We start from the raw sequence: 26388 nt of genomic DNA on the forward strand, positions 1-26388 counted from the left end.
TGCTATATAATTCTTCTTCCTGTACAATCATCCGGTCTGCCTCGCGCGTTCTATAAAATCAATATATCTGTGAGCAGACCTTTGTTATGCTTCAAGCTATACCTAATAACAGTATAGTGGAACACTCCGAAAATATCAACTGCCATAAAAATGCAGTTATATAGTTATACAAATCATAAAAATGCAGCATATAGTTATCCTTTTACAATAACCATAACCTGCATTTTCACGTTCTGACTGTTCTCTTATCCAAGTGCTACATCAAGCACCATCATCAATGAAAATCCTACCGCAAACATGATCGTACCAAGATTCGTATGCTCACCCTCTGCCATCTCCGGTATCAATTCCTCAACTACAACATATAGCATAGCTCCTGCCGCAAATCCCAGAAAATACGGAAGCACCGGCACCATGATCGAAGAAAGTGCGATCGTAAGCAGCGCTGCGATTGGCTCTACGATACCGGAAAAGAATCCATAGCCAAATGCTTTCGGTTTACTGCAGCCTTCCGAACAAAGCGGCATTGACACGATCGCTCCCTCCGGAAGATTCTGGATCGCAATACCGATGGATAATGCAAGTGCCGCCGTCAACGTAATGTTCGTGTTGCCACTGATCCATCCGGCATAGACAACACCGACTGCCATTCCTTCCGGAATATTATGTATGATGATCGCAAATACCATCATAGTCGTACGTTTGAAATTGCTCTTGACCCCCTCTGCCTCCTTACTGTCAATATGCAAATGTGGCATCAGAGTATCGATCAGTAATAAAAATATAATTCCCAGCCAGAAACCGATAGTTGCCGGAAGAAATGCAAGCTTCCCCATTGCTTCCGACTGCTCCATCGCCGGGATCAGCAGGCTCCAGATAGATGCAGCCACCATAACACCCGCCGCAAATCCGGACAATGCTTTCTGCAATAACAGATTCATCTGTTTCTTCATAAAAAATACACAGGCTGCTCCTGCCGTCGTTCCAAGAAGCGGCAGTCCCAGACCAACAATTAAACTTAATATCATATATATTCACGCTCCATAAATTATTTCCATTTATTATATGAATCATCTCTCCTCTGTTTCCTTATTATAGCGGAATACTGTTAATTATGCCATGACCTGTTTTTTTCTTATCTGTATTTTTCTATCATTTGAGGTCTGTCTGCCACAGATTCTTCAATATATTTCATATTACAAAACCGACCGTCGATGCAAGATTTAATATCCGGCTTCCGACGATCGGTCTATATTAGATAATATTCATTTGAAAACTTAATATTGCTGACAAATTATTTATATTTTACAGCTTTAAATAAATGTCAATAAACCTATCGACTTTAAGAACAGGATAAACAACAGGATCGGTGTTATGAATTTCACCATAACCACATACATACCTTTTCTGCTGAATTTTTCTCCGTTCTTCTGCACTTCTTCGATAACCGTCTGCGGTTTGGAGATCCATCCGACCAGGATACAGGTTCCGATTGCTACGATCGGCATCATAATGTTATTACTGATGTAATCCATGATATCAAGGATCTGTGCGATCGATCCGTTTGGAAGCTTTACTTCAAAGTACAGCTTGTTATATCCAAGACATACGATCGTTCCAACAATGATCGCGACAATCAACTCAATAATACCGGCCTTTGCTCTGCTTGTATGGAATTCATCCATGATACTTGCCACGATTGCTTCCATGACAGACACTGCACTGGTAAATGCCGCAAATAATACCATTGCGAAGAACAGACAACCGATCACATTTCCCACCTTACCCATCTGGGCAAATACTTTCGGAAGTGATACGAACATCAAACTTGGACCCTGTGCCATTCCCTCTGTTCCTGAGAATACATATACAGCAGGAATGATCATAACGCCTGCAAGAAATGCTACAACCGTATCAAAAATCTCAATCTGTCCAACTGATTTATTCAGAGCTGCATCATCTTTTACATAAGAACCGTAAGCGATCATAATACCCATGGCAACAGACAGACTGAAGAATAACTGTCCCATTGCATCCAATAATACCGTAAAGAAGCTTTTCACAGTAAGTCCGTCCAGATTCGGAATCAGATATAATTTCAAACCTTCTACACCGGTTCTGACAATTCCATCATCTCCGGTCTTTTTGATCGTTATGGAGAAGATCGCGATTCCTATAACCAGAAGGATCAGCAACGGCATGATGATCTTGGAAAAAGATTCAATTCCTTTATTAACACCACGAAATACGATAAATGCCGTAACAGCAAGAAATATCAACATCAAAATGACCGGTTCGATATCTGATGTAATAAAACCTGTAAAATAACCGTCCTGCGCTGCCTCTGTACCCTTACCGGTTAAAAATGCGAGGAAGTATTTGACAACCCAGCCACCGATCGTTATGTAATATGGGAAAATAATAACCGGAACCAGACTTGCAATGATTCCAAGGAATCCCCATTTCTTATTCAGCTTCTTATAAGCGGTAAGCGGACTCTGCTTGGTCTTCCGACCGATTGATACTTCTGTCACCAAAAGTGTATATCCAAATGTCAGTGCAAGGATCAGGTATATGACCAGGAACAGTCCACCGCCATCCTTTGCTGCAAGATATGGAAAACGCCAGATATTTCCAAGTCCTACTGCGCTTCCCGCGGCCGCAAGGACAAATCCAAGCGAGCCTGAAAAAGTATTACGTTTCTTTTCCATATTTTGTTTACCCCTGTCTGTATATCACAGACTCTTTCTAATTTATTTGTTATCCTCTTAGATTCTATGGAAGCTTCTCCAAATTCTCTCATAGAACAAACACCTTTTTAATATAGCATACCAAACAATCTTCTGTCATCTGAAAAATTCTACTTTTTTTACGAACTTACTCATATTGTGCCGCATACGGTCAGATTACCTTTTTGCCGATCCATCTGCCGCTTAGGTACCGCCGGATGAACAGCACGCCACGTACGAACTGATCCATGATCATAGCGACCCAGACACCAAATACACCCATACCCATATATTTGCCGAGCACATAACTGAACACGATACGGCAGATCCACATCGTACAGATGGATACGATCATGCTATACTTAACATCACCGGCTGCACGGAATGTACATGGAAGCGTAAATGCTACCGGCCAGATCGTAGATGCCGCGATACCATGAAGCATCAGGATCTTCTCGGCAGCAGACTGCGCTTCGTAAGATAGTCCATACGCTTTCATGACCAGAGGAAGAACCGCAAATGTAAACAATACCGTAACTATGATACACATATATGCCATGACCAGAACTTTGATCGTATAATATTTTGCCTGCTCGTAATCTCCTGCTCCCACGCATCTTGATACTACTGTGACCATGGCAAGGGAAGCCGCCATACCAGCCATCAACTGGAATCCGGCAATCACATTACCGACTGCATTTGCAGCGATCGCATATGTGCCAAATGTTGAGACAAGGCTGAGCACAAGGATCTTACCAAGCTGGAACATACTGTTTTCCAGTCCGTTTGGAATACCTACCAACAGAATGCTTTTCAACATATGCCAGTTCGCCCGATAATGCAGACTTTTCTTTATATAAATACGTGTACTGTCCTGCTTCGCCTGTGCACTTTTCTTCGGGATCAGCAATATGATCATGATAACCGCTGCTGCCAGTCTGGAAACCAGAGTAGGAATCGCAACGCCTTCCGTTCCGCATTTGCATACATAGATCAAAATGGCATTTCCCACTACATTGATCCCGTTCATGATCAGAGATACCCGCATGGATATATTGGAATTACCGATGGAACGGAAAATAGCCGCACCGGCATTATAAAGTGCCAGAAACGGAATCGATGCATTTACGATCATCATATAAGTATCTGCATGACCATATACGTCTGCTTCGATCTGACCAAACACATGATTTAGGATCAGTCCCTTGCCCGCATACATTAGCGCCATGACTCCGAGCGACAGGATCATCGAAAACCACACAAGCTGGGTAGCTGCCTCTCCCGCCTTTTCTTTATTCTTCTGTCCGAGATATTGTCCGACAGTAACCGCACCCCCGGTCGCAAGTGCCGCAAACAGATTGATGATCAGCTGGAAACAGCTGTCCACCAGTGATACACCGGATACTGCTGCTTCTCCTACAGAAGATACCATGATCGAATCTGCAAGTCCGACCAACATCGCAAGCATCTGTTCAATGATCAATGGCACATACAGAGCGACCAGATCTTTATTTGAAAATAAATATGTACTTGTATTCCGTTTCCTTCTATGCATAACCATACGCTTCCTGCTTTCATTTTCTATCTGCACTGTAATTTCATTTGCATGTGTATTTCCGTCCTTTCATTTCTGTCTGTCATGTTCCGGACGCAACACACCAATACTGCATTATACTCATCCCAGAATTTACTTGCAAGCCATATCCTTTTCCATCGTGCTCTTTTCTCTTTCATCCGTCTTTTTTATTATTTAAGTACTGCCTTGTTACAAATTTCTACGCCAGATTCTGAAAAATATACTTTTCTGTAGATATCCTGTTACTGTTTTATTTGAAAATTATTACAAAAAAATGTTATGCACTTATTACCGATTGTTAAGATAATTTTGGGTAGCCTGCCTGATTTTTTTATGCTAGTATGGGTTGTATTCATAGAAAAATACGATTACAGCAACAGGAAGGAGAACATATCTATGAAAAGAAAAATTTTACTGATTTTTGCCGCTCTGATCCTGATCCCGACACTCCTGAGTGCCGGATTTACCAGTCAGGCAGCCGGGAAAAAACAATCATCCGGTTTTGTCAAAGAAAAGAACGGAACCCATTATTACTATAAAAATGGGAAGCAGGCGAAAGGCCGGGTAACGATCAACGGGCACACCTACATTTTTAACAGTAAGGGTGTCATGCAGAAAAAAGGCTGGTATACGACCAAAAGGGGAAATACCTATTATCTCCGGAAAAATGGTACAGCCGTGAAGGGCAAACAGACGATCAAAGGTAAGACTTATATTTTTTCCAAAATCGGACGTATGCGAAAAGGCATGTACAAAAGTCCTTATACCGGAAAAAAATATTACCTAAATCCAAAGACAGGTGTATTACTTACCAATTCCTGGTTTACAACAAAAAAAGGAAATAAAATGTATTTCGGTTCCAGCGGTGCTGCCTACACCGGAAAGCATACGATTGGAAAACATACCTATCTGTTCTCAGACAAAGGTGCCATGAAAAAAGGCTTCCAGAAATTAAACGGGCATACCTATTATTTCCGTAAAAAAGGCGGGGCTATGGCAACCGGATTTCTCAGAATAAAAGGGGACATGTATTATTTCAACCAGAATGGTATCATGCAGACCGGTTTTCAGACCTTAAACAATAAAACATTCTACTTCAAAGAAAATGGTTGTATGTTAACCGGCTTCCAGAAATTAAACGGTCATACCTATTATTTTACCAAACGGGGTGTCATGGCAAAAGGATTTAAAAAACTGAATGGCCAAACTTATTACTTCCATGACAATGGAACTATGGCAACCGGTTTTCAGAAGATAAATGGCAAAACCTATTATTACAAAGAAAACGGAACCATGGCATATGGGATGCAGACGATTGGAAAAGACAGATATTATTTTAAATCAGATGGTACATTACTGACCGGCAGAGTTAAGATCGGCAACTGCCTGTATGTCGCAAATGACAAGGGTGTTATCTACAGAACGGTAGATGGAAATAAGAAAATGGTTGCCTTGACCTTCGATGATGGTCCTTCTCCATACACACCACTGGTATTGGACACACTGGAAAAATATAATGCAGTTGCAACCTTCTTTGTTGTTGGAAACCGCTGCTCCACATACAGTTCTTACCTGAAACGGGAATATGCACTCGGCTGCGAGATCGGTACACATACCTATGATCACGCATGGTTAAACAGATTATCCGCAGACGGAGTCAAAGAAGAGATCAAAAAGGGATCAGATGCGATCATCCGTGAGATCGGAGTTGCCCCTACTCTGATGCGTCCGCCTGGTGGCTGCGTCAATGATACTGTACGTGAGAATGTAGGTCTTCCAATGATCATGTGGTCTGTGGATACCAGAGACTGGGAAACCAGAAGCACTCCTACTACGATCACACGAGTTGTGGATGGTGCTTATGACGGAGCGATCATTCTGATACATGACCTTCACCAGTCAACCGCTATTGCCTCACAGACATTCATTCCGAAGCTGATTGAAAATGGTTATCAGCTTGTAACTGTCAGCGAAATGGCTGAGCTTCGTGGTGTAACAATGGAAGCCGGGCAGTCCTATAATTCATTCAGATAATACACAGGAATCTTGTCCTGAAACAGGCTCCCACACATATTTCCGCTTTACAGAATGGGATTTCTTATAATGAGAATCTCCCTGACAACGCAAAAAATAAGATGGAATCTTACTACCCCATTGTAATAAGATTCCATCTTTTTATTATAATCACCATAAAACCCCTGGTAATTTTTTATCTGTTGTATTTCTTATGAGCTGACTATAGCATGCCATTTTTCAAGCGTCAACCCATAATTGTCAGATTTTACAGACATTTTGTTGAATATTCAGAAAATTAATTCAGGCGGTATAAATACAATCCTGCGTACCTATACCGCCTAATAAAATTAAGTACTATTCTATTATTTTTCTATTACTTATTACTTTAAAGGCTTGCCTGTGAGAAGCTCATATGCCTGAAGATATTTGTCAATTGTTTTCTGAACAATCTCGTCAGGAAGCTCCCAGTTGTTATCCGGATTTGCCTTTAACCAGTCACGCGCAAACTGCTTATCAAAGGATGGCTGACCATGACCCGGTTCATATCCTTCCGCAGGCCAGAAACGGGAGCTGTCCGGTGTGAGCATCTCATCACCGAGAACGATATTGCCATTCTCATCCAGACCAAACTCGAACTTGGTATCTGCTATGATGATACCTCTTGATAATGCATATTCTGCACATTTCTTATATAAAGCGATCGTATAGTCACGAAGCTTTGCGCCATATTCTTCGCCCTTGCCAGGAAATCTCTTTTCCAGATATTCAACACTCTGCTCGTATGAGATATTCTCATCATGATCTCCGATCTCTGCCTTTGTGGAAGGTGTGTAGATCGGTTCCGGAAGCTTATCGGATTCTTTTAATCCTTCCGGAAGCTTGATACCACATACTGTACCGTTTTCTTTATAGCTTGCCCAGCCACTTCCTGTGATATAACCACGAACGATACACTCAACAGGGAGCATTTCCAGCTTCTTGCACATCATACTGTTTCCGTCAAATTTCTCCTGCTGGAAAAATTCAGGCATATTCTTTACGTCAACCGAGATCATATGGTTTGGAAGAATATCTTCTGTCATATCAAACCAGAATTTGGACATCTGTGTCAGGACTGTACCCTTCTTTGTAACGATGTTCTTTAAAATGACATCAAAACAACTGATACGGTCTGTTGCTACCATGATAAGGCTGTCACCATTATCATAAATCTCACGTACTTTACCCTCTTTAATCGGTTTCATTTCCTGCATTTTTGATACCTCGCTATGATTTTATGATTTGTATTTTTTACTCTTACAAACTATCACTATCTACCTTTAATGTCAAATAGGTTATATGATTTATTGTAAACGCTTTTATTTTAAAAATCCATTGATGATCTGCTCTTCCGCTTCTGCCTCTGTCAGCCCAAGTGTCATCAGCTTGATCAGCTGCTCGCCTGCAATCTTGCCGATCGCTGCTTCATGGATCAGGTTTGCATCAATGTTATTTGCCGTCAGCTTCGGACTTGCTGATACGCTTGCGCTATCCATAATGATCGCATCACATTCACTGTGACCCTTACATTCATTATTGCCATTGATCGTGGAGAAAAATTCCTGTCTGGACTGATCTCTTGCAACGGATCTGGATACTACATTTGCACTGCAGCCTTTTCCATTCAAATCCACAACAAAATCAGTCTTTGCATACTGTTTGCCATGTGTCATGATCTTCTCCCTGATCTCTAATGATGCGTTATCCTTCAGATCACCGCCGGTCTTTCTGACAGTCGAATCAATTCCCTTGATCTGAGTCGTCTCCATCTCCATCGAGGCCCCTTCTTCCAAGTGCACGATGGTTTCCGGATTCATGATATTCTCGCCATTTCCATCTCCCTCACCATAGTGTCGTTCGATGTATTTTACTTTTGCATTTTTACCAATATAAAAAGTATGGATGCCGTCATGCTTGGAGGTGTCCACACCACAGTTATGGATACCACATCCGGCTACGATCGTAACATCGCAGTCCTCTCCGATATAGAAATCATTGTATACCATATCCTGCAGACCGCTCTTACTCAAAAGAACCGGAATATGCACACTCTCATTTTTTGTTCCCGGTTTAATGATGATATCGATTCCCGGCTTATCCTCTTTTGTTACAATATCTATATTTGCAGTTGTATTTCTGCTGTCAAGCTGTCCGTTGACACGAATGTTATATGCGCCCTCCGGTACATCATGAAGTCCTGCTACCTGCTGCAATAAACTCTTCTGAATTAAATCCATGTTCTGTTACCTCACAACTTATTTCTGTTTTTCTTCCAGCACCTTGCAAGTGGCTGATTCACCAGTCAGTCTTGGCATGATCACATCTCTGCTTCCGATTGCATCAACATGACCATTTGCGATCACAACGATCTTATCTGCTATATTAAGGATCCGCTCCTGATGGGAAATGATCAGGATCGTTCCGTTGATCTCTTCACGCATCTTTTCAAATACCTTGATCAGACTGTTGAAGCTCCACAGGTCGATGCCTGCCTCCGGCTCATCAAATAATGACAGCTTCGTACCTCTTGCAATGATCATGGCGATCTCAATACGTTTTAACTCACCACCGGAAAGACTTGCATTTACTTCACGGTTCACATAATCTCTTGCACATAAACCAACTTCGGAAAGGATCTCGCAGATCTGTGAAACATTCAGTGTTTTGCCGGATGCTATAGATACCAGATCTTTTACAGTAAGCCCTTTAAAATGAACCGGCTGCTGAAATGCATAGCTGATTCCTTTCTTTGCACGTTCTGTTATATTCAGCTCTGAAATATCTTCTCCATCTAAAAGAATCTGTCCGGTTGTTGGCTTGATAATTCCGGCTATGATCTTCGCAAGTGTTGATTTACCGCCACCGTTAGGTCCGGTAATTGCTACGAAATGTTCGTTTACTGTAAGGTTAATGTCTTTTAATATTGCTTTCTCTTTTCCATCCTCATTTACAATATATGAGATGTTTTTTAACTCTAACATAGTTCCTCCATCGCTGTTTGTATTTTTTAAACACACTGTTTTATAGTATATCCTAAAATCCCCTATATTCCAATATTCTTTTAGTATTTTTTCCGGTTCTCGGCGGAAGTATGCGTGGTTTTTCTTCCTATAATCAAAAATAAGTCCATCCGGTTGTGTGGGGGGATGACTATATTCCCCCACACACAACCGGATGGACTTATTTTTTATAGACGTTTTATATAAATTAAGAATTTCTCTTCTTTGTTAATACGCCTGCGATTATGAATATAACGCCGAATGCTACGGAGATAACGCCCCAGATTACTAAATCAGCATAGGAACCTGCACATATAAGGCCGATCAGACCACCGACTATGTAGAAGCCTGCACTTGTGAATGCACCGCCTGCTCCGGTTGACTTTCTGGTTACAATTCCAACAATTCCTGCAACAAGGAAACAAACTGCAAGTAATACACCTGCAGAGCCTCCGGATTCCCCGTTTTCTTCCAGTGCATTTGATAATCCTGCCGCACAGGACTGAAATGTTACTAAGACTGATAACACGATCGTTATGATCCCTGCTACGAGTCTGAATGTTGATAAAGGTTGCTTTGTCTTTTCCATAATAAATTCTCTCCTCTTTCTGCTGTTATAAGTGTTCTTGCTATTATATTAAAATCCCCCTGTATCAGTCATCATTCAGGGTATTTTGATATAATTACAACCACTGCATATTCTATCTTATAAAATTTTCAGAAAGAGCTGGTGTGCTGACAGCACACTATCGGAATATATCCTCTACTATAACGAATACAAACATCACTAAAAAAAACCATGCCAGCGTATATAAAAACAATCCAACCAGCTTCCATATCTTCTTCGGTGAGCGCACAAGCGGGAAATAATTCCAAACGTCCAGATAATTATTCCAAAAAAACGGAGTAATAATAAACATCATAAAATACACAAAGCGATTTACATATAACCAAGTTCCGGAGAGCGGTTCTCCATGATCTTTTACTTCTACTGTCAGACAGAAATACATCCAAAATATATAATAAATGGCTGCAACAACCATATTCAGGATTTTTCCTTCCCGAAATCCCGGTGGCAGGAAACGAGTCCATGCCGGGCGGGATTTATCATTCAAGGATACTTTATCTGTAGCTTCATCTAAAATCATGCTCTGTTGCATCGCATCGAGCATTTCCTCTGCTGTCTGATATCGTTTCTCCGGATCGATCTGGGTTGCTTTCCGGATGATCTGTGACACTTCCTGATGATCTGCGTAAATTCCATCTCGGATCAATTTTCCACACAACATATAATTTAATAATACGCCAAGTCCGTAGATATCCGTCCGCGCATCTGACTGCGAAAAACCGTATTGCTCCGGAGCTGCAAATCCTCTTGTACCGATCAACTCGGTATCCCGATTCCTTTCTGCGTCAAAAACTCTTGCAGTATTGAAATCGATCAGATATACAGATACAATACCATGTCCCTTTTTGAAATCCCCCTGAAGCATTATATTTGTCGGCTTGATATCCCGGTGTACGATTGGCGGTATATGTCTGTGCAGTTTTTCCAATGTCCGGCAAAGATATTCGATCACTCTTCCGGCAGCATCCAAATCCAGACATCCAAACTGTTCAATATATGTTTCCAGCGTGATCCCCTGTATGTATTCTTCGATCAGATATAACGTACCATCCTCTTCCATACATTCATAAATCTGCGGAACGTAAGGGAGTTTTGATTGTTGTAGCCAATCATATATAGATTTATCATATTGCGTCAGCACTTTTTCTACATAAATCTGTCCGGTCTCTATATGCCGCACCAGAGAAATTCCCTTTTTATGCTCTACTTCTTCCAGTCTGCGATAAAAGGACAGACGACTTTGTATTTCTAAATTCATATCATTTTCCTATTGTTTATCTTGAAATTGCTTTATCGACAAGTATAATAAATATTATATGGTACTGATAAAAATTATCAAGGGAAAGAATGCAGGATTAATCATGAAAACGACCAGAACAACAGATCTGCTGAATGAATTATCAACCGATGATTCAAATATACATTTTAAATCATATATAACATCTCATGCAGATGATATGTCCTGTGACAATCTGCAGGATTATTTTAATCTTTACTTTAATGATCACCCGGAGTTTCTGACCGCCGATGTCATAAAACGAAGCAATCTGGACCGCGGCTATGCTTATCAGATCTTAAACGGCAGGAAACCACATCCCGGAAAATACAAGCTGGTTCTTCTGGCATTATGCGCCGGAATGAATTTGAAAGAGATCCAACGTGCACTTACAATCTCCGGAAATGCCGTGTTGTATCCCAAATTTCCACAGGATGCTGCCCTGATCGTATGTATCAATCAGAACTGTACTTCTGCATTTGAAGTGATGAATTTCTTTGCGGAAAATAATCTGGATTTCCCTGAATAAACGGAGGTATATCAAATGGATACTTTTAGAAACATGAGAAACGACAAACTGGCGAAATCCATGATAAACAAGCTGGCTGCCAGAAATATGGAAGGCTTCTATGTCCAGACAAAGGAAGAAGCTAAGGAGCTTGCACTGAGTCTGATCCCGGAAGGAAGCTCTGTCGGCTGGGGCGGTTCCATGACCGTAAAAGCAACCGGACTTTTAGATGCTCTTATCGAGGGAAACTACAAAGAGCTGAACCGTGATGCAGCAAAAACACCGGAGGAAAAAGACCGAATCTCCAAAGAATGTTTCTTCGCTGACTACTTCTTAACAAGCTGTAATGCAATCACCGAAGACGGCATTATGGTAAATATCGATGGCAATGGAAATCGTGTAGCTGCCATCGTCTATGGTCCTTCCCATGTTATCGTGATCACAGGAATGAACAAGGTAGTACGGACAGAAGAAGATGCTTTAAGCCGTGCAAGAAATGAAGCAGCTCCGATCAATGCACAGCGCTTCGGACTTTCAACCCCTTGCAGTACAACCGGCGAATGCGCAAACTGTCTGTCACCGGAAACAGTCTGCTGCCAGTTCTTAGCCACCCGCTATTCCAAGCACAAAGGACGTATCAAGGTCATCCTTGTAAATGAAGATCTGGGATTTTAGAAAACAGACAAATTTCAGGGGTTGTTTATTATTATTGCGCAAGACACTTTCGTTCTATCCTCAACGCAACGGTACATAAGGTTGCAAAATACGCAACCTAAGTACCGGCGCTCGGACAGGCTTGCTACATTATAATAAACAGCCCCTAAAATTTGTCCGTTATCCTTCTATCGAGATAATCTTCTTTTCTTCTACTTCCGGTTGGTCGTCGAATTTTGGTACATAGACATACAGAACACCATTTGCAAATCTTGCTTTAATATCTTGTTCACTGACTTTGTCGCCGACATAGAAGCTTCTCTTATAATGACCGGAATACCGTTCCTTTTTGATATAGCTTCCTTCCCTGTCTTCACGATCCTGTCCAGTATAGCTGGCAAGAATTGTCAGGTAACCACCTTTTAATTCTGCCTTGATGCTTTCCTTTGGAAATCCCGGCAGATCCATCTCTATCTCATATCCGTCCTTTGTTTCGAATATATCAGTTGCCATTGTAGTCATGGTACGAAGTCCGGAATGGCTGCCCCAGAAGGAATCATCAAAGAAGCCATTCATCATCTCAAAATTATCTGAAAAAATACTTGGTCTATCCATCCTAATTACCCCATTTCTATCTATATTTCTGATTCTCTTTCATCAGTTATATATTACTGTCATTTTCCTGCATTTTATTAGACTCACACAACTTTCTCTATTATATGCAGTTACTTCATACCATTATTTATAGCACGTTTTGTTAGCACTGTAAACAGCCGAGTGCTAATTCAAATATTATCTTTTTGTAAACTTCTCCTCCAGTACCCGGATACCATGATAGAACATCTCATTAATCGGAGTGGGCACGCCAAGCTCTTTTCCCATCTTTATGACATTGCCGGCAAACATCTCTACCTCGGTCAGCTTCTCCGCTTCCAGATCCTGCAGGGTTGATGGTTTGTTCTCGGGTGGAATTGTCTTTACTGTAACATCCTGCTCCGCTATTTCTTTTTCACCTATATCGATTCCCTTCTTCTGCGCGATCGCAGCCACTTCCCGCATGGCATTGTCACGGATCCAATTCGCACTGTCGCTGATACGGAAAAATCCAAATGGGATACCGAGCAACGCACAAGTCATATTTTCCCCAATATTGCACATGTATTTAAACCAGAGTCCCTTTAACATATCCGGATCGATCTCATATGGAATATCGGCATGATCAAATACTTCTTTTACAGCAAGTACACGATCTGACAGAACATCATTTTTATTCTCTCCGAAGTGGATCTTGCCCCAGTACGGATCAAAGTCTGCTTTTCCGTCTTTCATAACAATGGACATTCTCATATATGCATACAATACATGTTCTTCGCCAAATGCCTGAATCAACTGTTCCTCACTGTCTACACCGTTTAGCAAAGACAGGATCAATGTATGTTCGCCTACCTGATGGCGGATATCTTCTATTGCCTGTGCAAATCCATAGCCCTTTACACCGATCAGTATCAGATCCGCCGGCTCACCCTGTTCTTCGGGTGTCACGATCGGGAATCTATAGTTGACGCCATTGATCGTAACTCCTCTACTTTCCAGGCGTTTTTTACGTTCACCACCTGCAATAATATAAAAATTCTCTCCAAATGCTTCATATAATCTTGGCGCAAAAAATACACCCATCGCGCCAAGTCCGATCAATGCAATTCTTTTGATCTTCATATTTCTTATTCCTCTTTTCCACTATATTGATTCTTTGTTTAACATTCTATCCTGTTTTGGCGTGATTCCACGCCATCTTTTATATGTTCTTATAAAATGACTACAGTCAAACTGTCCTCCTCACAAAACAGTCATACATTTTCTGCAAATATGCCTGGGGGATATTTAATGTATGAATGTTGAACTTGATAACTGCATACCAGACGTTTTCTGTTCTCAATCGATGCCCCGATTGAGGGTGTTTACCTTTTCGCAGTCTTCTTCCAATAATCTGCGAAATGATCTTGCGTCTGTATTCAGTGGATGCTGGCTGTCATATATCATGCAGATATGCCGGTCAGGAATTTTCTCCTTTAGGACTGCCTGTATTACCTCTCCGCGTTCGAGCGCCTCACCTGCCATGGATTCCGGTATAAATGCCAGTCCCAGCTCACAACGGACAAGCGGCAGGATCTGATCTGTTGTCGCAGCCTCCGTATCCGGTGCAAATTCTATCCCGTACGATAAAAACAGCCGCTCATAAAATCGAAATGTCATCGTTTCTCTTCCAAGACTGATCAACGGATAATTCTTTAATTCTTTTAAAGACAACGTCTTTCCCTGCAGCTCTTTAAAGGATTGTCCACCGATCAGGATCTCCCGAAACGATCTCAACATTCTGGTTTCAAGGGGCGAGTCTGCTTCCACCGGTGTCGACACAACAGCAAAATCAATCTTACCGCTCTTTACTGCATCTACTGCCTCCGGCGTGGAATGATTATAGATTCTCAGTCGAATTCCCGGATATGCAGTATGAAATGACCTTAATTTATCAAACAAATATATATTTAACGCTGTCTCGCTGGCTCCGATCGATATACTTCCATGTACCATGCCCGAATAGTCCGCCAGTTCTTCCTCTGCCGTTAATAACTGATGCATAGCTGCCGACACATACATATATAGTTTTTCTCCCTCCGGTGTAAGCTGAACGCCCCGGTTGGTTCTTACAAATAAAGTACTGTGCATCTGCTGTTCCAGACAGTTCATCGCTCTTGTAACATTTGGCTGGCTGCTTTCCAGAACCTTCGCAGCCTTTGTAAAATTATGATATTTTGCCACATAATAGAAAATTTTATAATATTCAAAGTTAATATTCATCTGTCTTCTCCGTTTCTTTTATCATATCAAATGATTATGTCTGTCATATCAATTATATCTTTTACTTATCTTTCTGCCAATAGTATAATTGTGCAGAACAGAAAAAGAAAGGAAGTCGGTTAAGCATGAACGAAACTACAATTTTTCCACGAGAAAAAAAAGCAGATTTCTTATTTGAAAAAATCCTGAATGATCCATGGGCATGTGAGAAATTACAGGAAACATTTGCAAATTACCTGTGCTATAACGATGATGCTTACGACGCACCACTTCCGGCAGAAGAATTTGCACAGGTACTATTCAATTCCTATCATAACCGGGATCTGTCTGCATTTCTTATGGCGATCTGCAACAATACCCTGTTTGATCTTCTGCGCAATTCCTTTCTGATCCCATATCGATTCAACGCAGATGGCAAAACAAATCCTGTCATTATGACAGATGACAATGGTCAGTTGCTTCCTGAATACAAAACTTCGATCCGGGAAAAAGAATATCGTCATTTTCATAAGATCTATCAGACACTTAGAAACAATAAAAATATCTATCTAGCCCGCGCATACAGATACAGTCACGATTATGCCGCAAATGACATGAAACCGGAACAGAAGATTCTGGAAAAAAGTGACGGTGTACTGTTGATTTGCGAGCTTCCCGATACTGTAAAGCAAAAGGAGACAGAAGCAGAAGCATATTCTGCTGTATGGGATCTTATGATCGCACTGGAAAAGGAGCTTCCTATGTCCTACATTTTCTACGGGCAGGATTCTCTGGTGAAAAATAATTACCGATATGATGAAATCGGCATATTCCTTCCAAATTCATTATTCCTGACGAATCTGGAACATCATATTGAAAAAGCGGAGGAGATCATCTATGCCAAAGAACAGTAATTATACAGATATCATGGAAAAAAACCATATGGAAATTCCATGGCATGATTATGTAAAAAACGATAGCAATGTCCTGATCGCCAAGGCGGGGCTGATAGAAAAAGCCTCTGTTATTGGAAGGGTCGGGTTAATTATGCTCTCCTGTGGAACAGGTGCCTGGCGTGTTCGTACTTCCATGAACCGCCTGTCCAAAGAACTGGGCGTAACCTGCACCGTTGATGTCGGATTGATGTCCATTGAATTCAACTGTTTTGATGGAACCGACTGCGTTTCACAGTCTCTGAGCATTGCGAATACCGGTGTAAACACCTCGAAGCTCTATCGGATGGAACAATTCGTTGACAATTTCCCAAAAGAAGAAGCCCATCTGACGGGCGAAGAGATTCACCGGCGTCTTGATCAGATTGAGAAGATCCATACACTTTATTCACCTGCAAAACTGGGTCTGGCTTCAGCCCTTGCCTGCTGTGCATTTACCTTCCTATTAGGCGGCGGTCCTGTTGAAATGATCCTTGCTTTTATTGCAGCCGGTGTTGGAAATGTCATCCGTACCAAAATGATCAAGCACCATTTTACCCTTTTCTTTAACATAGCAGTATCCATATCAGCCGCATGCATGACATATGCCATCTGCTTTCACCTTGCAGAAATCTTCTTCCACGTATCTGCACTCCATGAAGCTGGCTATATCTGCTCAATGCTGTTTATCATTCCCGGATTTCCATTCATAACAAGCGGCATTGACCTGGCTAAACTGGATCTTCGGTCCGGGCTTGAACGTCTGAGCTACTCTGTCATCATAGTTTTAGTAGCCACTATGTTCGCCTGGATCATGGCATTGCTGTTACATTTTCATCCTCAGGATTTCTCCGCTTTGAATCTGGCTGTAGGTACAAAGCTTATCCTGCGGATCATTACTAGCTTCTGCGGAGTCTTCGGTTTCTCCATTATGTTTAACAGCTCGATTCCGATGGCTGCAACTGCTGCCTGTATCGGCGCAGTTGCAAATACTCTCCGGCTGGAGCTTGTCGATTACACAAGCACTCCTCCGGCTGCTGCCGCATTCGCAGGCGCATTAACCGCAGGTATTCTTGCCTCCATTATAAAAAGGAATAACGGATATCCAAGAATCTCTCTGACCGTTCCGTCCATCGTTATCATGGTTCCGGGACTTTACCTTTATCGTGCTTTCTATAATCTTGGTATCATGTCCCTAACAGAGGCTGTTTTATGGTTTTCATCTGCGATCATGATCATTGTTACCCTGCCCCTCGGTCTGATATTTGCAAGAATCCTGACAGATCGTACTTTCCGGTACTGCACCTGATTCATGTATCGGACGCAAGCCCTTATTTATCTTTTATGTTAAAAAATTATCATTGAATAATGTCGTATTCTGGCATATAATGTTTCCAGATATTTATATATTCAGGGAGCTGACAAATTAGCCGGCTGAGAGGAGAATGAAGTTCTCGACCTGTGAACCTGATTTAGGTAATGCTAACGTAGGGATGTGTATTAGAGGTGCCCTGCGGCATCTTTTTTTATTGCTCTGTGGCAGATCGGGAGCACCACTTTCTGCCACGTAAAATAACATTGGTTGTAGTAGGAGGATAATATGGAAAATTACACAACACAAATGGACGCAGCCAGAAAAGGGATCAACACTCCGCAGATGAAGATCGTAGCGAAAAAGGAACATATGGCTGTCGAGGCGCTCAGGGATTTAGTTGCAAAGGGACAGGTTGCCATCTGTGCTAATAAGAAACACACCTGTCTGAATCCTGAAGGTGTCGGCAGTATGCTGCGTACCAAAATTAACGTAAACCTTGGAGTATCCAGAGACTGCAAGGACTATAACATTGAGATGGAAAAAGTAATGAGTGCAGTTAATATGGGCGCTGAGGCGATCATGGATCTGTCCAGTCATGGAAATACACAGCCATTCCGTCAGAAGCTGACAAGCGAATGTCCTGCCATGATCGGTACGGTTCCGATCTATGACAGTGTCATCCACTATCAGCGTGATCTTGCAGAGCTGACAGCAAAGGATTTCATCGATGTTGTCCGTCTTCATGCAGAAGATGGTGTTGACTTTGTAACCTTACACTGTGGAATCACAAGAAAAACGATTGATCAGATCAAAAAACATAAACGTAAAATGAACATCGTAAGCCGGGGCGGAAGCCTTGTATTTGCATGGATGAGTATGACCGGTCAGGAAAACCCGTTCTATGAATATTTCGATGAGATCTTAGATATCTGTGAGGAATATGATGTTACGATCTCCCTCGGAGATGCATGTCGTCCGGGCTGTCTGGCAGATGCGACTGACGTATGCCAGATTGAAGAACTGGTACGTCTGGGCGAGCTAACAAAGCGTGCCTGGGCACACAATGTACAGGTTATGGTGGAAGGTCCCGGTCATGTACCACTTAACCAGATCGCTGCAAATATGGAAGTTCAGAAGACCTTATGCATGGGCGCACCATTCTATGTTCTCGGGCCTCTGGTTACAGATATTGCTCCCGGTTACGATCATATCACCAGCGCGATCGGTGGTGCTGTTGCTGCTATGAACGGAGCTGCTTTCTTATGCTACGTTACCCCAGCCGAGCATCTTGCACTTCCAAATGTAGATGATGTAAAACAGGGTATCATCGCATCGAAAATCGCTGCTCATGCAGCCGACATTGCAAAGGGTATTCCGGGTGCCAGAGATATCGATGATAAGATGGCGGATGCCAGACGTGTCCTGGACTGGGATGCACAGTATGCCTGCGCACTTGATCCTGCTACAGCCAAAGCGATCCGCGACAGTCGTATGCCAGAGGATGACCACTCCGACACCTGTAGTATGTGCGGCAAGTTCTGTGCTGTCCGCAGTATGAACAAGGCTCTCGCCGATGAGTACATCGACATTCTGTAGTACGAATGCAAATATAATGGGCACTATGTATTATCGCAACTAAATTTTCTACCAGAATACACATGTCTGATTCACTCATGCTTCTGTACCAACTCGTCCTTCGGACTCAAACAGGCACCCGCATTCGTTGACAATGTGTATTCTGCTGACGAAAATTTAGCAACCGACAATAACATAGCGCCCATTTTATTTGCTATCTTATTGCAGAATGTACTCCAACTCGCCTTCGGCTCAGACAGGCACCCGTATTTACTGGCAATGTGCATCGCGTGACGAAATCTTCGCTAATGTCAATATATAGTTAGTCAGTGACAGAAAACCGCCCATTTTATTTGCTGTCGTATAGCAGAATGTAAAACATGCAGTTCTTAATATAATCAGAATGTTTTCCAACATCTTTCTTTCATAAAATCTGCAATAACAAAGATATTTTCACCTTCAGCTAAAAAGCCTCTCCCATGTTTGCATTTCTCCAATATATGCATTCATCTTTTCTTATCATACAATGGATGGTCGCCGCGATCAACCACAACCTCGTATCCGATTCCCTGCATTCTCCGCATCATACAGCCACAGCACTCCGAGGCTTCTTCCCCGGTGCAGATCTTATTGTCATATAACAAATATTTTTTCCTGACACCGACCGGCGACAGATTCGGCATCACAACATTTGCCCCGGCAAGAATCCCCTTCTCCCTGCCAAGCGGATGGATCGTGCCAAGTGCTGTTGTCGCAGGAAGCAGCACAGTAGGATGGATCAGACGGATAATTGACAGCAGCCGTAAGGTCATCTCAAGTGTTCCGGCAGCCTCTTTTCCAAATGGTGTATCTGCCTGCGGAATAAAAGGTCCAATTCCGCACATTTCCGGTTCCAATTCTTTGATCAGACAGAGATCCTCATATAACGTATCGACCGTCTGATATGGTGAACCGACCATAAAACCACACCCAGTCTGATAACCGATCTCTTTCAGGTCATGCAGACACCGAATCCGGTTGTCAAATGACATTTCTTTCGGATGAAGCTTCTCATAATGTACCTTATCCGCAGTCTCATGGCGAAGCAGATAACGTTCCGCCCCGGCAGAAAAATACCGTTCATAGGCTTGCCTGCTTTTCTCTCCGATTGACAATGTGATCGCACAGTCCGGATGCTGATGTTTAATCTCTGATACGATCTCACAGATTAGGTCATCTGTATAAAACGGATCTTCGCCTCCCTGTAACACAAATGTCCGGAACCCGAGCCGGTATCCACTCTGACAACAGTCAAGGATCTGATCTTTGGTCAGCCGGTATCGATCAACATGGCAGTTATCTCTTCTTATCCCACAATAAATGCAGTTATTTTTACAATAATTTGTGAACTCGATCAGTCCACGCATATAGACTTTATTTCCGTATACCTTCTGCGCTTCCGTTCTGGCACATACCATCAATTCTTCAATCATTTCCTGATTGTCTGTTTCCAGCAGAAGCTGAAGCTGTTCCTTTGTAATATTCTGTTTATCGCGAATCTCTGTTATCAGTGTATGCATAAACGGTTTCCATCCTGTCTTTATTTCTAAATAGTTTATCACATTTTACTCTTATACAACATCCACTTTTCCGGATTGCATACAAACGATGCAAAAAAAGTTCAAAGATATTGCATTTCTGTGTCGGTTTTTATACAAAAATGATGCATTTCGAATATATGCTAGATACATCAAATAAATGAACAACCGCTCATGCCCGGGCAACGAGTTTCGACAACAGACCATGTGTCTGTAGATGACCAATGAGATAAATACTTACATGAAACCGGAGGAACTTGAGGACATGACAACTCTTACAATCAAAACAAATGCACTGGATAACAATATACGGATCATCAAACGCCTGGCAAACGGCGCAAAGGTCATAGCAGTATTAAAGGGAAACGCTTATGGGCTTGGACTTACAAAATTTGCATCGTTCTTACAATCAAAGGGTATTGATAACTATGGTGTAACCGAACTGTCAGATGCTGTCACCTTACGCAGAAACGGCATCACGGGAAATATCCTGTTGATGACTCCTTTATATAACTCAGAAGATATCACGACTGCGATCGATCACGATATCACGCTCAGCATCACCAGTACCGACTGTGCGCATGTGATCGATGAAACAGCCGCCTACATGAACCATCCGACAGTCCATGCACATCTCTGCATTGACACCGGATTTGGTAGATACGGCTTCTTATGTTCCGAAGAAAAACAGATTGCCGATACCGTACAGTCGCTAAGGCATGTGCGGATCACCGGTATCTTCTCTCATTTCCATGCAGCTGCATGCAGAAATGAATACTATGTAAAGAAACAGTATCAGGATTTCACTCACCTCTGTGACACACTCCAGAAAGACGGCATTCCGGTAGGCATCCGTCATATCTCATCTTCAACCTCGATGATAAAATATCCATCCATGAACTTAGATGCCATCCGCATCGGCTCTGCCTTTCTTGGCAGACTTGCGGTTCCAAATGATTATGGTTTTCATGAGGTCTGCAATCTGTCCGCCTGTGTGGACGATATCTATGAACTGCCGGCCGGTCACAACATCGGCTACGGCCACAGCTTCAAGCTGTCACATGACGCAAAGACAGCCGTTATCTCCGCCGGATATTACCACGGGCTTGGCATGGAGCGTCACACCGATTTCCGGACAAATTTCTTCTCTCCGATCCGTATTTATTATAAATTAAAAGGCACTTTCCATAAAAAATCACCGACTGCCAGCTTTAAAGACTGCCGACTCCCGGTGTTAGGTCAAATCAGTATGAACTCCGTGATCGTGGATACAACCGGATGTAATATCTCGGTAGGCGATATGGTTACATTTCCGATCAACCCGATTTTCGTCAACAGCGCTGTTCCGCGGGTATATATGTAACCTGTCTCATGTTGTCTGAGCTACTGTTATTCTGCGGGTGTATATGTGTTCGGCCTCATGTTGTCCGAGCGACTGCCGGTACACTTTGTACTGTCGTTTGCTTTTTTTCGTTATGAGATGCAAATTGTCAGCGAATGCGGGTGCCTGTTTGAGCCTGAAAGGCGAGTTGGCACAGGAGCATGAGCGAATCAGACATTTGCAACGAATAGAAAAAAACAAGACATACAAAGTATACCGGCAGTATCCCGGACAACATGAGGCCGAACACATACACATCCGTAAAATAGCAGTATCCCAAGCAACATGAGACAGCCAAACTTTATATCACATGGATGCGACAGGTGTTACTATCATATACCTTGCATCCCCGGTCAGCGGATCACGGCGTTTGTAATCGAATAATATATAGCATACTTCAGACAGACGATTTCCCGTCTCTCTGTTGTAATAAATCTTTTCTATGTGTGTCATTCTGGACATAGATTTCCAGTCACAGCCATGATAGTCTTCTTCCCGAAGGTATCTGTGGTCGTTGGCCTCACGGATGTAGAAGTCCCGGAACAAATCTCTCACACCCTCCTGTTCCGGGGCGAAATCCGGTCGGGTCTTCATATTCTCACGAAGATATAAGTCAAATACTAACATTTCCCGAATCAGTTCTGTCTTCTCAGGGAAGTGTTCTTCTGCAAAATGAAGCAGTACATGATACCGATAGATTCTCGCCGGTGTCTGGATAAAATATCCCTTTTCATCATAATAAGAAGCAAGGCTTGCATAAAAATCAAACGGGGAATCAAATTCTTCCACCAGGAATGGCAGCGTGTTCTCAAACTGACAGCTGTTATAATAAATCTCTACCATTTCTTCGATCTGCTTTAACCGCAGGATCTCATCATAAGATATCCACTTTGTAAATAATACTTCATACGGCGGACAGCTTGTATACTGTAAACCATATCGTTCTGCATTATCATGCATCTTCGAACCCTTTAGCACCTTTAAAAAACCTAGCTGAAGCTGCTCCGGCTTCATTGCATACACGTCATTAAAAGAATGTGCAAATGATTCATAGTCCTCATACGGAAGCCCCGCGATCAGATCCAGATGCACATGCACATTATGTCCCTGATGGATCCTTTCAACAATCTTTGCAAGCTTATCGACATCCATTACACGATCGATCTCCTCTATCGTCTGCAGATTTGTCGACTGCACTCCGATCTCCATCTGTATCGCACCTGGCCGCAGACTGTTGACCAACTCCAATTCTTCCTCATTTAAAATATCTGCAGCAATCTCAAAATGAAAATTCGTGATTCCATTGTCATGTTCTTTAATATACCTCCAGATCGCCATCGCATGTTCATGGGAACAGTTAAATGTCCGGTCTACAAACTTCACCTGTTTTACTTGATGATCCAGGAAAAACTGCAGCTCCTTCTTCACCAGATCAAGATTGCGGAACCGAACCCGTTTGTCAATCGATGACAGACAATAACTGCACCGGAACGGACAGCCTCTGCTGCTCTCATAATAAATGATCTTATTTTTAAAAGTGTCCAAGTCATAATACAGAAAGGGAAGCTCCGACAGATCGGTAAGTCCTCTTGGCTTCGTACAAAGAATATCTTTTCCTTCCCGAAGCACCAGGCCGTCAATATCCCGAAAACCCCCGGTATCACGGAAATTTTCAATACCACAGGAATTCCCAGTATTACAGGCGTTCCCAATATCATAGGACTTCCCAGTATTATGAATATTTCCAATATCAAGATATCTTCTCAGCACATCATAAAAGGTTGCCTCTCCTTCTCCAACCATAACTCCTGTAAGCTCCGGCATCTCCGCAAGAAGCTGATCGGCATCGTAGGTTACTTCCGGTCCGCCAACCCAGATATCTGTATCCGGAAGGAGCTTCTTTAATTCTGTAATGAGCTCACGGATCATCTCGATATTCCATATATAACAGGAAAATCCAATCGCATCCGGCCTTCTCTTATAGATATCCGCAAGAATCTCTCCTTTTTGATTGTTGATCGTATATTCTGCAATCTCAATATATTCTGCAAGAGACGGCTGTTTCTTTACCGAATAAGAATACAGGGAATAAATCCCTGGATTCGAATGAATATATTTTGTATTTAATGCTGCCAGTAAAAACTTCAAGGAATTCACAACCTCCTACTATATGATTTTCTGTATCTTTGCAGGCTTATTCATAATAATCTCTTTTTCATGTTTCTGATATATGAAATTATTTATTCATTTCAAGGATTATACCACAGATAAGATTTATTAAGCTACAAAATCCGGTATTTGCCTTTACTTTAGGAAACGCGGATGATAGACTGAGTCTGTAGACAAAATTTTATTATAGGAGGGTATCTATGAACAAAAAAATGAAACACGTACTTTTGGCATTGTGTGTCTGCATCTTTGGTCTGATGATGACCGGCTGCGGTTCTGCTATTAACACAACCGTAAAACTCACCTCTGCCACCAAAGCAACCTGTACGATTGAACAGGGTTATGATGATGAAATGTTGGATGGACTTGCCAGCATGTCTGAAATGACAAAAAAAGAACTCATTAATGAACTTAAGGGATCCGGTGCCAAATATTCAAAAAAGAAGATCGATGGTGTTACCTACCATATGTTCTCCATGACTGTAAAAAACAAGAAACTCAGTGATATCGAAGATTTACTTTCATCTGCAGGTTACACAAATGTATGTCTGACAAAGAATTTCTTCTATGCTACACTTGATCCTTCTACAGCAGGCAGTAATCTTACAATTGCAAAACTTGCCGACGCTGCACAGCTTCAGAAAAACGATCTTACTGACAGCCTGTCATTCTACATGAATGTAAAGGTTTCATTTAAGAATAAGGTTAAGACCACAAACGGTAAGCTTTCAAACAAATCAAAGACCGTTTCATGGACGATCAGGGATGCCAGCAAGAAGAAAAACTTCTACGCATCTACCAGTAAGGTTACAAAAACAGCAAAGACAACAGCCGTTAAGAACAACAAGTCCTACAAAGCCGGCAAGAAGATCACAGTATCCAACAGCAAGAGCCTTGTAAAGATGAAACTGGACGGCAAGGTAGTTAAGAAGAACGCAGTCATTAAGAAAAAGGGAACACATACCCTGACCATCTGGTCAAAGAACGGCAAGGTTCAGAACGTAACCTTTACAATTAAATAAGACGATTTATAACATAAAAAACATCCATACCTTTATTTACAGCATTTATCTGTATTATAAAATATGGATGTTTTAATTTTATAATTTTATCTTTTTATCATAGTACAGAATCCATCTGCTCTGTATTGTTATAAAGCAGATGGATTCTGTACTATAATCATATTCTTAATGTTTTCTATTTCATCCAGACATCGATATCCACTGAACCGGAGATTCCCGGCACGCTTCCCTCACTGGTATACTGCCAGCCGGTAAACAGATATGGAAAATCGGGTACATTGGAATATTGTGCCAGCCAGAGCTGATAATCACCCAATCGATCCATATCCAGATTCTGCGCATACCAGTTTCTATTTGCATAGATCATCGGTGTATATCCGGCATCTTTTATCGTCTCACAAAAACCAACGATGGCATCGGTACGCTCTTCATTTGAAATATCATTTGCGCGGGCACCTTCTGCTTCCATCTTCTCCGTATCAATTACAACCGGATAACTGATCTTATAATCTGCGATATTCTGAAGTACATACTGTGCTTCTTCTACTCCTTCATCATAGCTTACTGCCTGTGTATAGAAATATACCCCAACCGGCATTTCCGCTTCCAGAGCTGTTTCTATATTCGTCACATAGCTGTCATCCAGTGCCAGACCACCCTGTGTATATCCACGATATCCCAAACGGATCATTGCAAACTTAATACCAGCTTCTTTAACTGTCTCCCAGTCGATTGATCCCTGATGACTGGATACATCGATTCCAAGCTTTGCATGCTTGATTTTATCATCCGAATAACTCATATAGCCATTATCATCCAGTTGAAACCGTTCCAAATCATAATTATGTCTGGCTACCTTACTACTGATCTTATAAAGCTGTGCAGTTTCTTTATCATCTCCTACAATGATGTAACTCTTCTTGATATAATTCCAGTAATTGTCATAGATCAGATTTGCCAGTTCTCCCGGTGTCAGTTCTAGACCATGTTCCATTTCCGTGTACAAGGCAGGTGTCGATCTGGTTGTCTTATTATAATCAATACCAATACAGATTCCTGCAATGATTCCAATTACAATTCCTGCGCCGATGCACACTGCATATTTCATTCTTTTTGCTAATTGTTTTCTTCTGTCTGCTTCTCTCATGTCAATCACA

General features: G+C 42.0%; 22 protein-coding genes and 1 riboswitch. Of the genes, 8 read left to right on the forward strand and 14 right to left on the reverse strand.

Annotation, left to right across the window (positions count from 1 at the left end):
• Positions 1-245: 245 nt before the first annotated feature.
• From WKT03_RS08205 to WKT03_RS08215, 3 genes are all read right to left on the reverse strand, one after another.
• Positions 246-1028, reverse strand: coding sequence for a ZIP family metal transporter (locus WKT03_RS08205; RefSeq protein ID WP_008401927.1), 783 nt, complete (start codon positions 1026-1028; stop codon positions 246-248).
• Positions 1029-1313: 285 nt separating this feature from the next.
• On the reverse strand, positions 1314-2711 hold the full coding sequence (locus WKT03_RS08210; RefSeq protein WP_118616287.1) for a sodium-dependent transporter: 1398 nt from the start codon (positions 2709-2711) through the stop codon (positions 1314-1316).
• A gap of 190 nt (positions 2712-2901) precedes the next feature.
• Positions 2902-4284: an MATE family efflux transporter gene (locus WKT03_RS08215; protein ID WP_173783328.1), complete on the reverse strand. Its 1383-nt coding sequence runs from the start codon at positions 4282-4284 to the stop codon at positions 2902-2904.
• Positions 4285-4701: 417 nt separating this feature from the next.
• On the opposite strand from WKT03_RS08215, the gene WKT03_RS08220 reads away from it, so the two are divergent.
• Positions 4702-6339: a polysaccharide deacetylase family protein gene (locus WKT03_RS08220; protein WP_340391513.1), complete on the forward strand. Its 1638-nt coding sequence runs from the start codon at positions 4702-4704 to the stop codon at positions 6337-6339.
• A gap of 362 nt (positions 6340-6701) precedes the next feature.
• Here WKT03_RS08220 and WKT03_RS08225 read toward each other — a convergent pair whose 3' ends face one another.
• The 5 genes from WKT03_RS08225 to WKT03_RS08245 all read right to left on the reverse strand — a co-directional run bounded on the left by WKT03_RS08225 (position 6702) and on the right by WKT03_RS08245 (position 11245).
• The gene (locus WKT03_RS08225) at positions 6702-7574 is read right to left on the reverse strand and encodes a phosphoribosylaminoimidazolesuccinocarboxamide synthase (RefSeq protein WP_340391514.1); all 873 of its coding nucleotides are present in this window, start codon (positions 7572-7574) and stop codon (positions 6702-6704) included.
• A 105-nt stretch (positions 7575-7679) separates the two neighbouring features.
• The gene (locus WKT03_RS08230) at positions 7680-8597 is read right to left on the reverse strand and encodes a SufB/SufD family protein (RefSeq protein WP_117822008.1); all 918 of its coding nucleotides are present in this window, start codon (positions 8595-8597) and stop codon (positions 7680-7682) included.
• Between the two features lie 18 nt (positions 8598-8615).
• On the reverse strand, positions 8616-9341 hold the full coding sequence (locus WKT03_RS08235; protein WP_117785816.1) for an ABC transporter ATP-binding protein: 726 nt from the start codon (positions 9339-9341) through the stop codon (positions 8616-8618).
• A 226-nt stretch (positions 9342-9567) separates the two neighbouring features.
• On the reverse strand, positions 9568-9948 hold the full coding sequence (locus WKT03_RS08240; protein WP_008401935.1) for a hypothetical protein: 381 nt from the start codon (positions 9946-9948) through the stop codon (positions 9568-9570).
• 157 nt (positions 9949-10105) lie between these two features.
• Positions 10106-11245 carry a serine/threonine protein kinase gene (locus tag WKT03_RS08245; protein WP_117807285.1) on the reverse strand — a complete coding sequence of 380 codons (1140 nt, stop codon included), beginning with the start codon at positions 11243-11245 and terminating at the stop codon, positions 10106-10108.
• A 103-nt stretch (positions 11246-11348) separates the two neighbouring features.
• Between WKT03_RS08245 and WKT03_RS08250 the strand changes: the two genes are divergently transcribed.
• Together WKT03_RS08250 and WKT03_RS08255 are read left to right on the forward strand one after the other, a co-directional pair.
• Positions 11349-11792 carry a hypothetical protein gene (locus WKT03_RS08250; RefSeq protein WP_340391516.1) on the forward strand — a complete coding sequence of 148 codons (444 nt, stop codon included), beginning with the start codon at positions 11349-11351 and terminating at the stop codon, positions 11790-11792.
• A 15-nt stretch (positions 11793-11807) separates the two neighbouring features.
• Entirely contained in the window at positions 11808-12446 is a 639-nt protein-coding gene (locus WKT03_RS08255) for a lactate utilization protein (protein WP_340391518.1), read from the forward strand.
• Between the two features lie 159 nt (positions 12447-12605).
• Here WKT03_RS08255 and WKT03_RS08260 read toward each other — a convergent pair whose 3' ends face one another.
• The 3 genes from WKT03_RS08260 to WKT03_RS08270 form a co-directional block, all read right to left on the reverse strand.
• The gene (locus WKT03_RS08260; RefSeq protein WP_117822011.1) at positions 12606-13040 is read right to left on the reverse strand and encodes an Hsp20/alpha crystallin family protein; all 435 of its coding nucleotides are present in this window, start codon (positions 13038-13040) and stop codon (positions 12606-12608) included.
• A 177-nt stretch (positions 13041-13217) separates the two neighbouring features.
• Positions 13218-14141, reverse strand: a complete 924-nt coding sequence (locus tag WKT03_RS08265; protein ID WP_173783325.1) for a ketopantoate reductase family protein — start codon at positions 14139-14141, stop codon at positions 13218-13220.
• A 216-nt stretch (positions 14142-14357) separates the two neighbouring features.
• Complete coding sequence (locus WKT03_RS08270; protein ID WP_021944080.1) at positions 14358-15281, reverse strand: LysR family transcriptional regulator; 924 nt, start codon at positions 15279-15281, stop codon at positions 14358-14360.
• A gap of 125 nt (positions 15282-15406) precedes the next feature.
• Between WKT03_RS08270 and WKT03_RS08275 the strand changes: the two genes are divergently transcribed.
• From WKT03_RS08275 to thiC, 3 genes are all read left to right on the forward strand, one after another.
• Entirely contained in the window at positions 15407-16174 is a 768-nt protein-coding gene (locus WKT03_RS08275) for a DUF4866 domain-containing protein (RefSeq protein WP_340391521.1), read from the forward strand.
• A complete protein-coding gene (locus WKT03_RS08280; RefSeq protein WP_021944078.1) occupies positions 16158-17501 on the forward strand; it encodes a threonine/serine exporter family protein in 1344 nt (447 codons plus the stop codon). Before WKT03_RS08275 ends, WKT03_RS08280 begins: the two co-directional genes overlap by 17 nt.
• Before the next feature lie 92 nt (positions 17502-17593).
• Positions 17594-17703, forward strand: a riboswitch (TPP riboswitch).
• Positions 17704-17792: 89 nt separating this feature from the next.
• A complete protein-coding gene (thiC, locus tag WKT03_RS08285) occupies positions 17793-19103 on the forward strand; it encodes a phosphomethylpyrimidine synthase ThiC (protein WP_340391523.1) in 1311 nt (436 codons plus the stop codon).
• 485 nt (positions 19104-19588) lie between these two features.
• On the opposite strand, the gene hydE is transcribed toward thiC, so the two are convergent.
• Positions 19589-20641, reverse strand: a complete 1053-nt coding sequence (hydE, locus tag WKT03_RS08290; RefSeq protein ID WP_340391524.1) for a [FeFe] hydrogenase H-cluster radical SAM maturase HydE — start codon at positions 20639-20641, stop codon at positions 19589-19591.
• Positions 20642-20900: 259 nt separating this feature from the next.
• Between hydE and alr the strand changes: the two genes are divergently transcribed.
• The gene (gene alr / locus WKT03_RS08295; RefSeq protein WP_340391526.1) at positions 20901-22022 is read left to right on the forward strand and encodes an alanine racemase; all 1122 of its coding nucleotides are present in this window, start codon (positions 20901-20903) and stop codon (positions 22020-22022) included.
• Positions 22023-22346: 324 nt separating this feature from the next.
• Here the strand turns inward: alr and WKT03_RS08300 are convergent, their stop codons facing one another.
• Positions 22347-24188, reverse strand: a complete 1842-nt coding sequence (locus tag WKT03_RS08300; protein WP_340391527.1) for a B12-binding domain-containing radical SAM protein — start codon at positions 24186-24188, stop codon at positions 22347-22349.
• 221 nt (positions 24189-24409) lie between these two features.
• Here WKT03_RS08300 and WKT03_RS08305 point away from each other — a divergent pair, with 221 nt between their 5' ends.
• The gene (locus WKT03_RS08305) at positions 24410-25231 is read left to right on the forward strand and encodes a hypothetical protein (RefSeq protein ID WP_340391528.1); all 822 of its coding nucleotides are present in this window, start codon (positions 24410-24412) and stop codon (positions 25229-25231) included.
• A 175-nt stretch (positions 25232-25406) separates the two neighbouring features.
• On the opposite strand, the gene WKT03_RS08310 is transcribed toward WKT03_RS08305, so the two are convergent.
• Positions 25407-26378, reverse strand: coding sequence for a glycoside hydrolase family 25 protein (locus WKT03_RS08310; protein WP_340391529.1), 972 nt, complete (start codon positions 26376-26378; stop codon positions 25407-25409).
• Between the last annotated feature and the right edge of the window lie 10 nt (positions 26379-26388).

Origin of the sequence: Coprococcus sp. HCN-4056 (assembly GCF_037892645.1) — a bacterium.
Classification (GTDB): Bacteria; Bacillota; Clostridia; order Lachnospirales; family Lachnospiraceae; genus Coprococcus; species Coprococcus ammoniilyticus.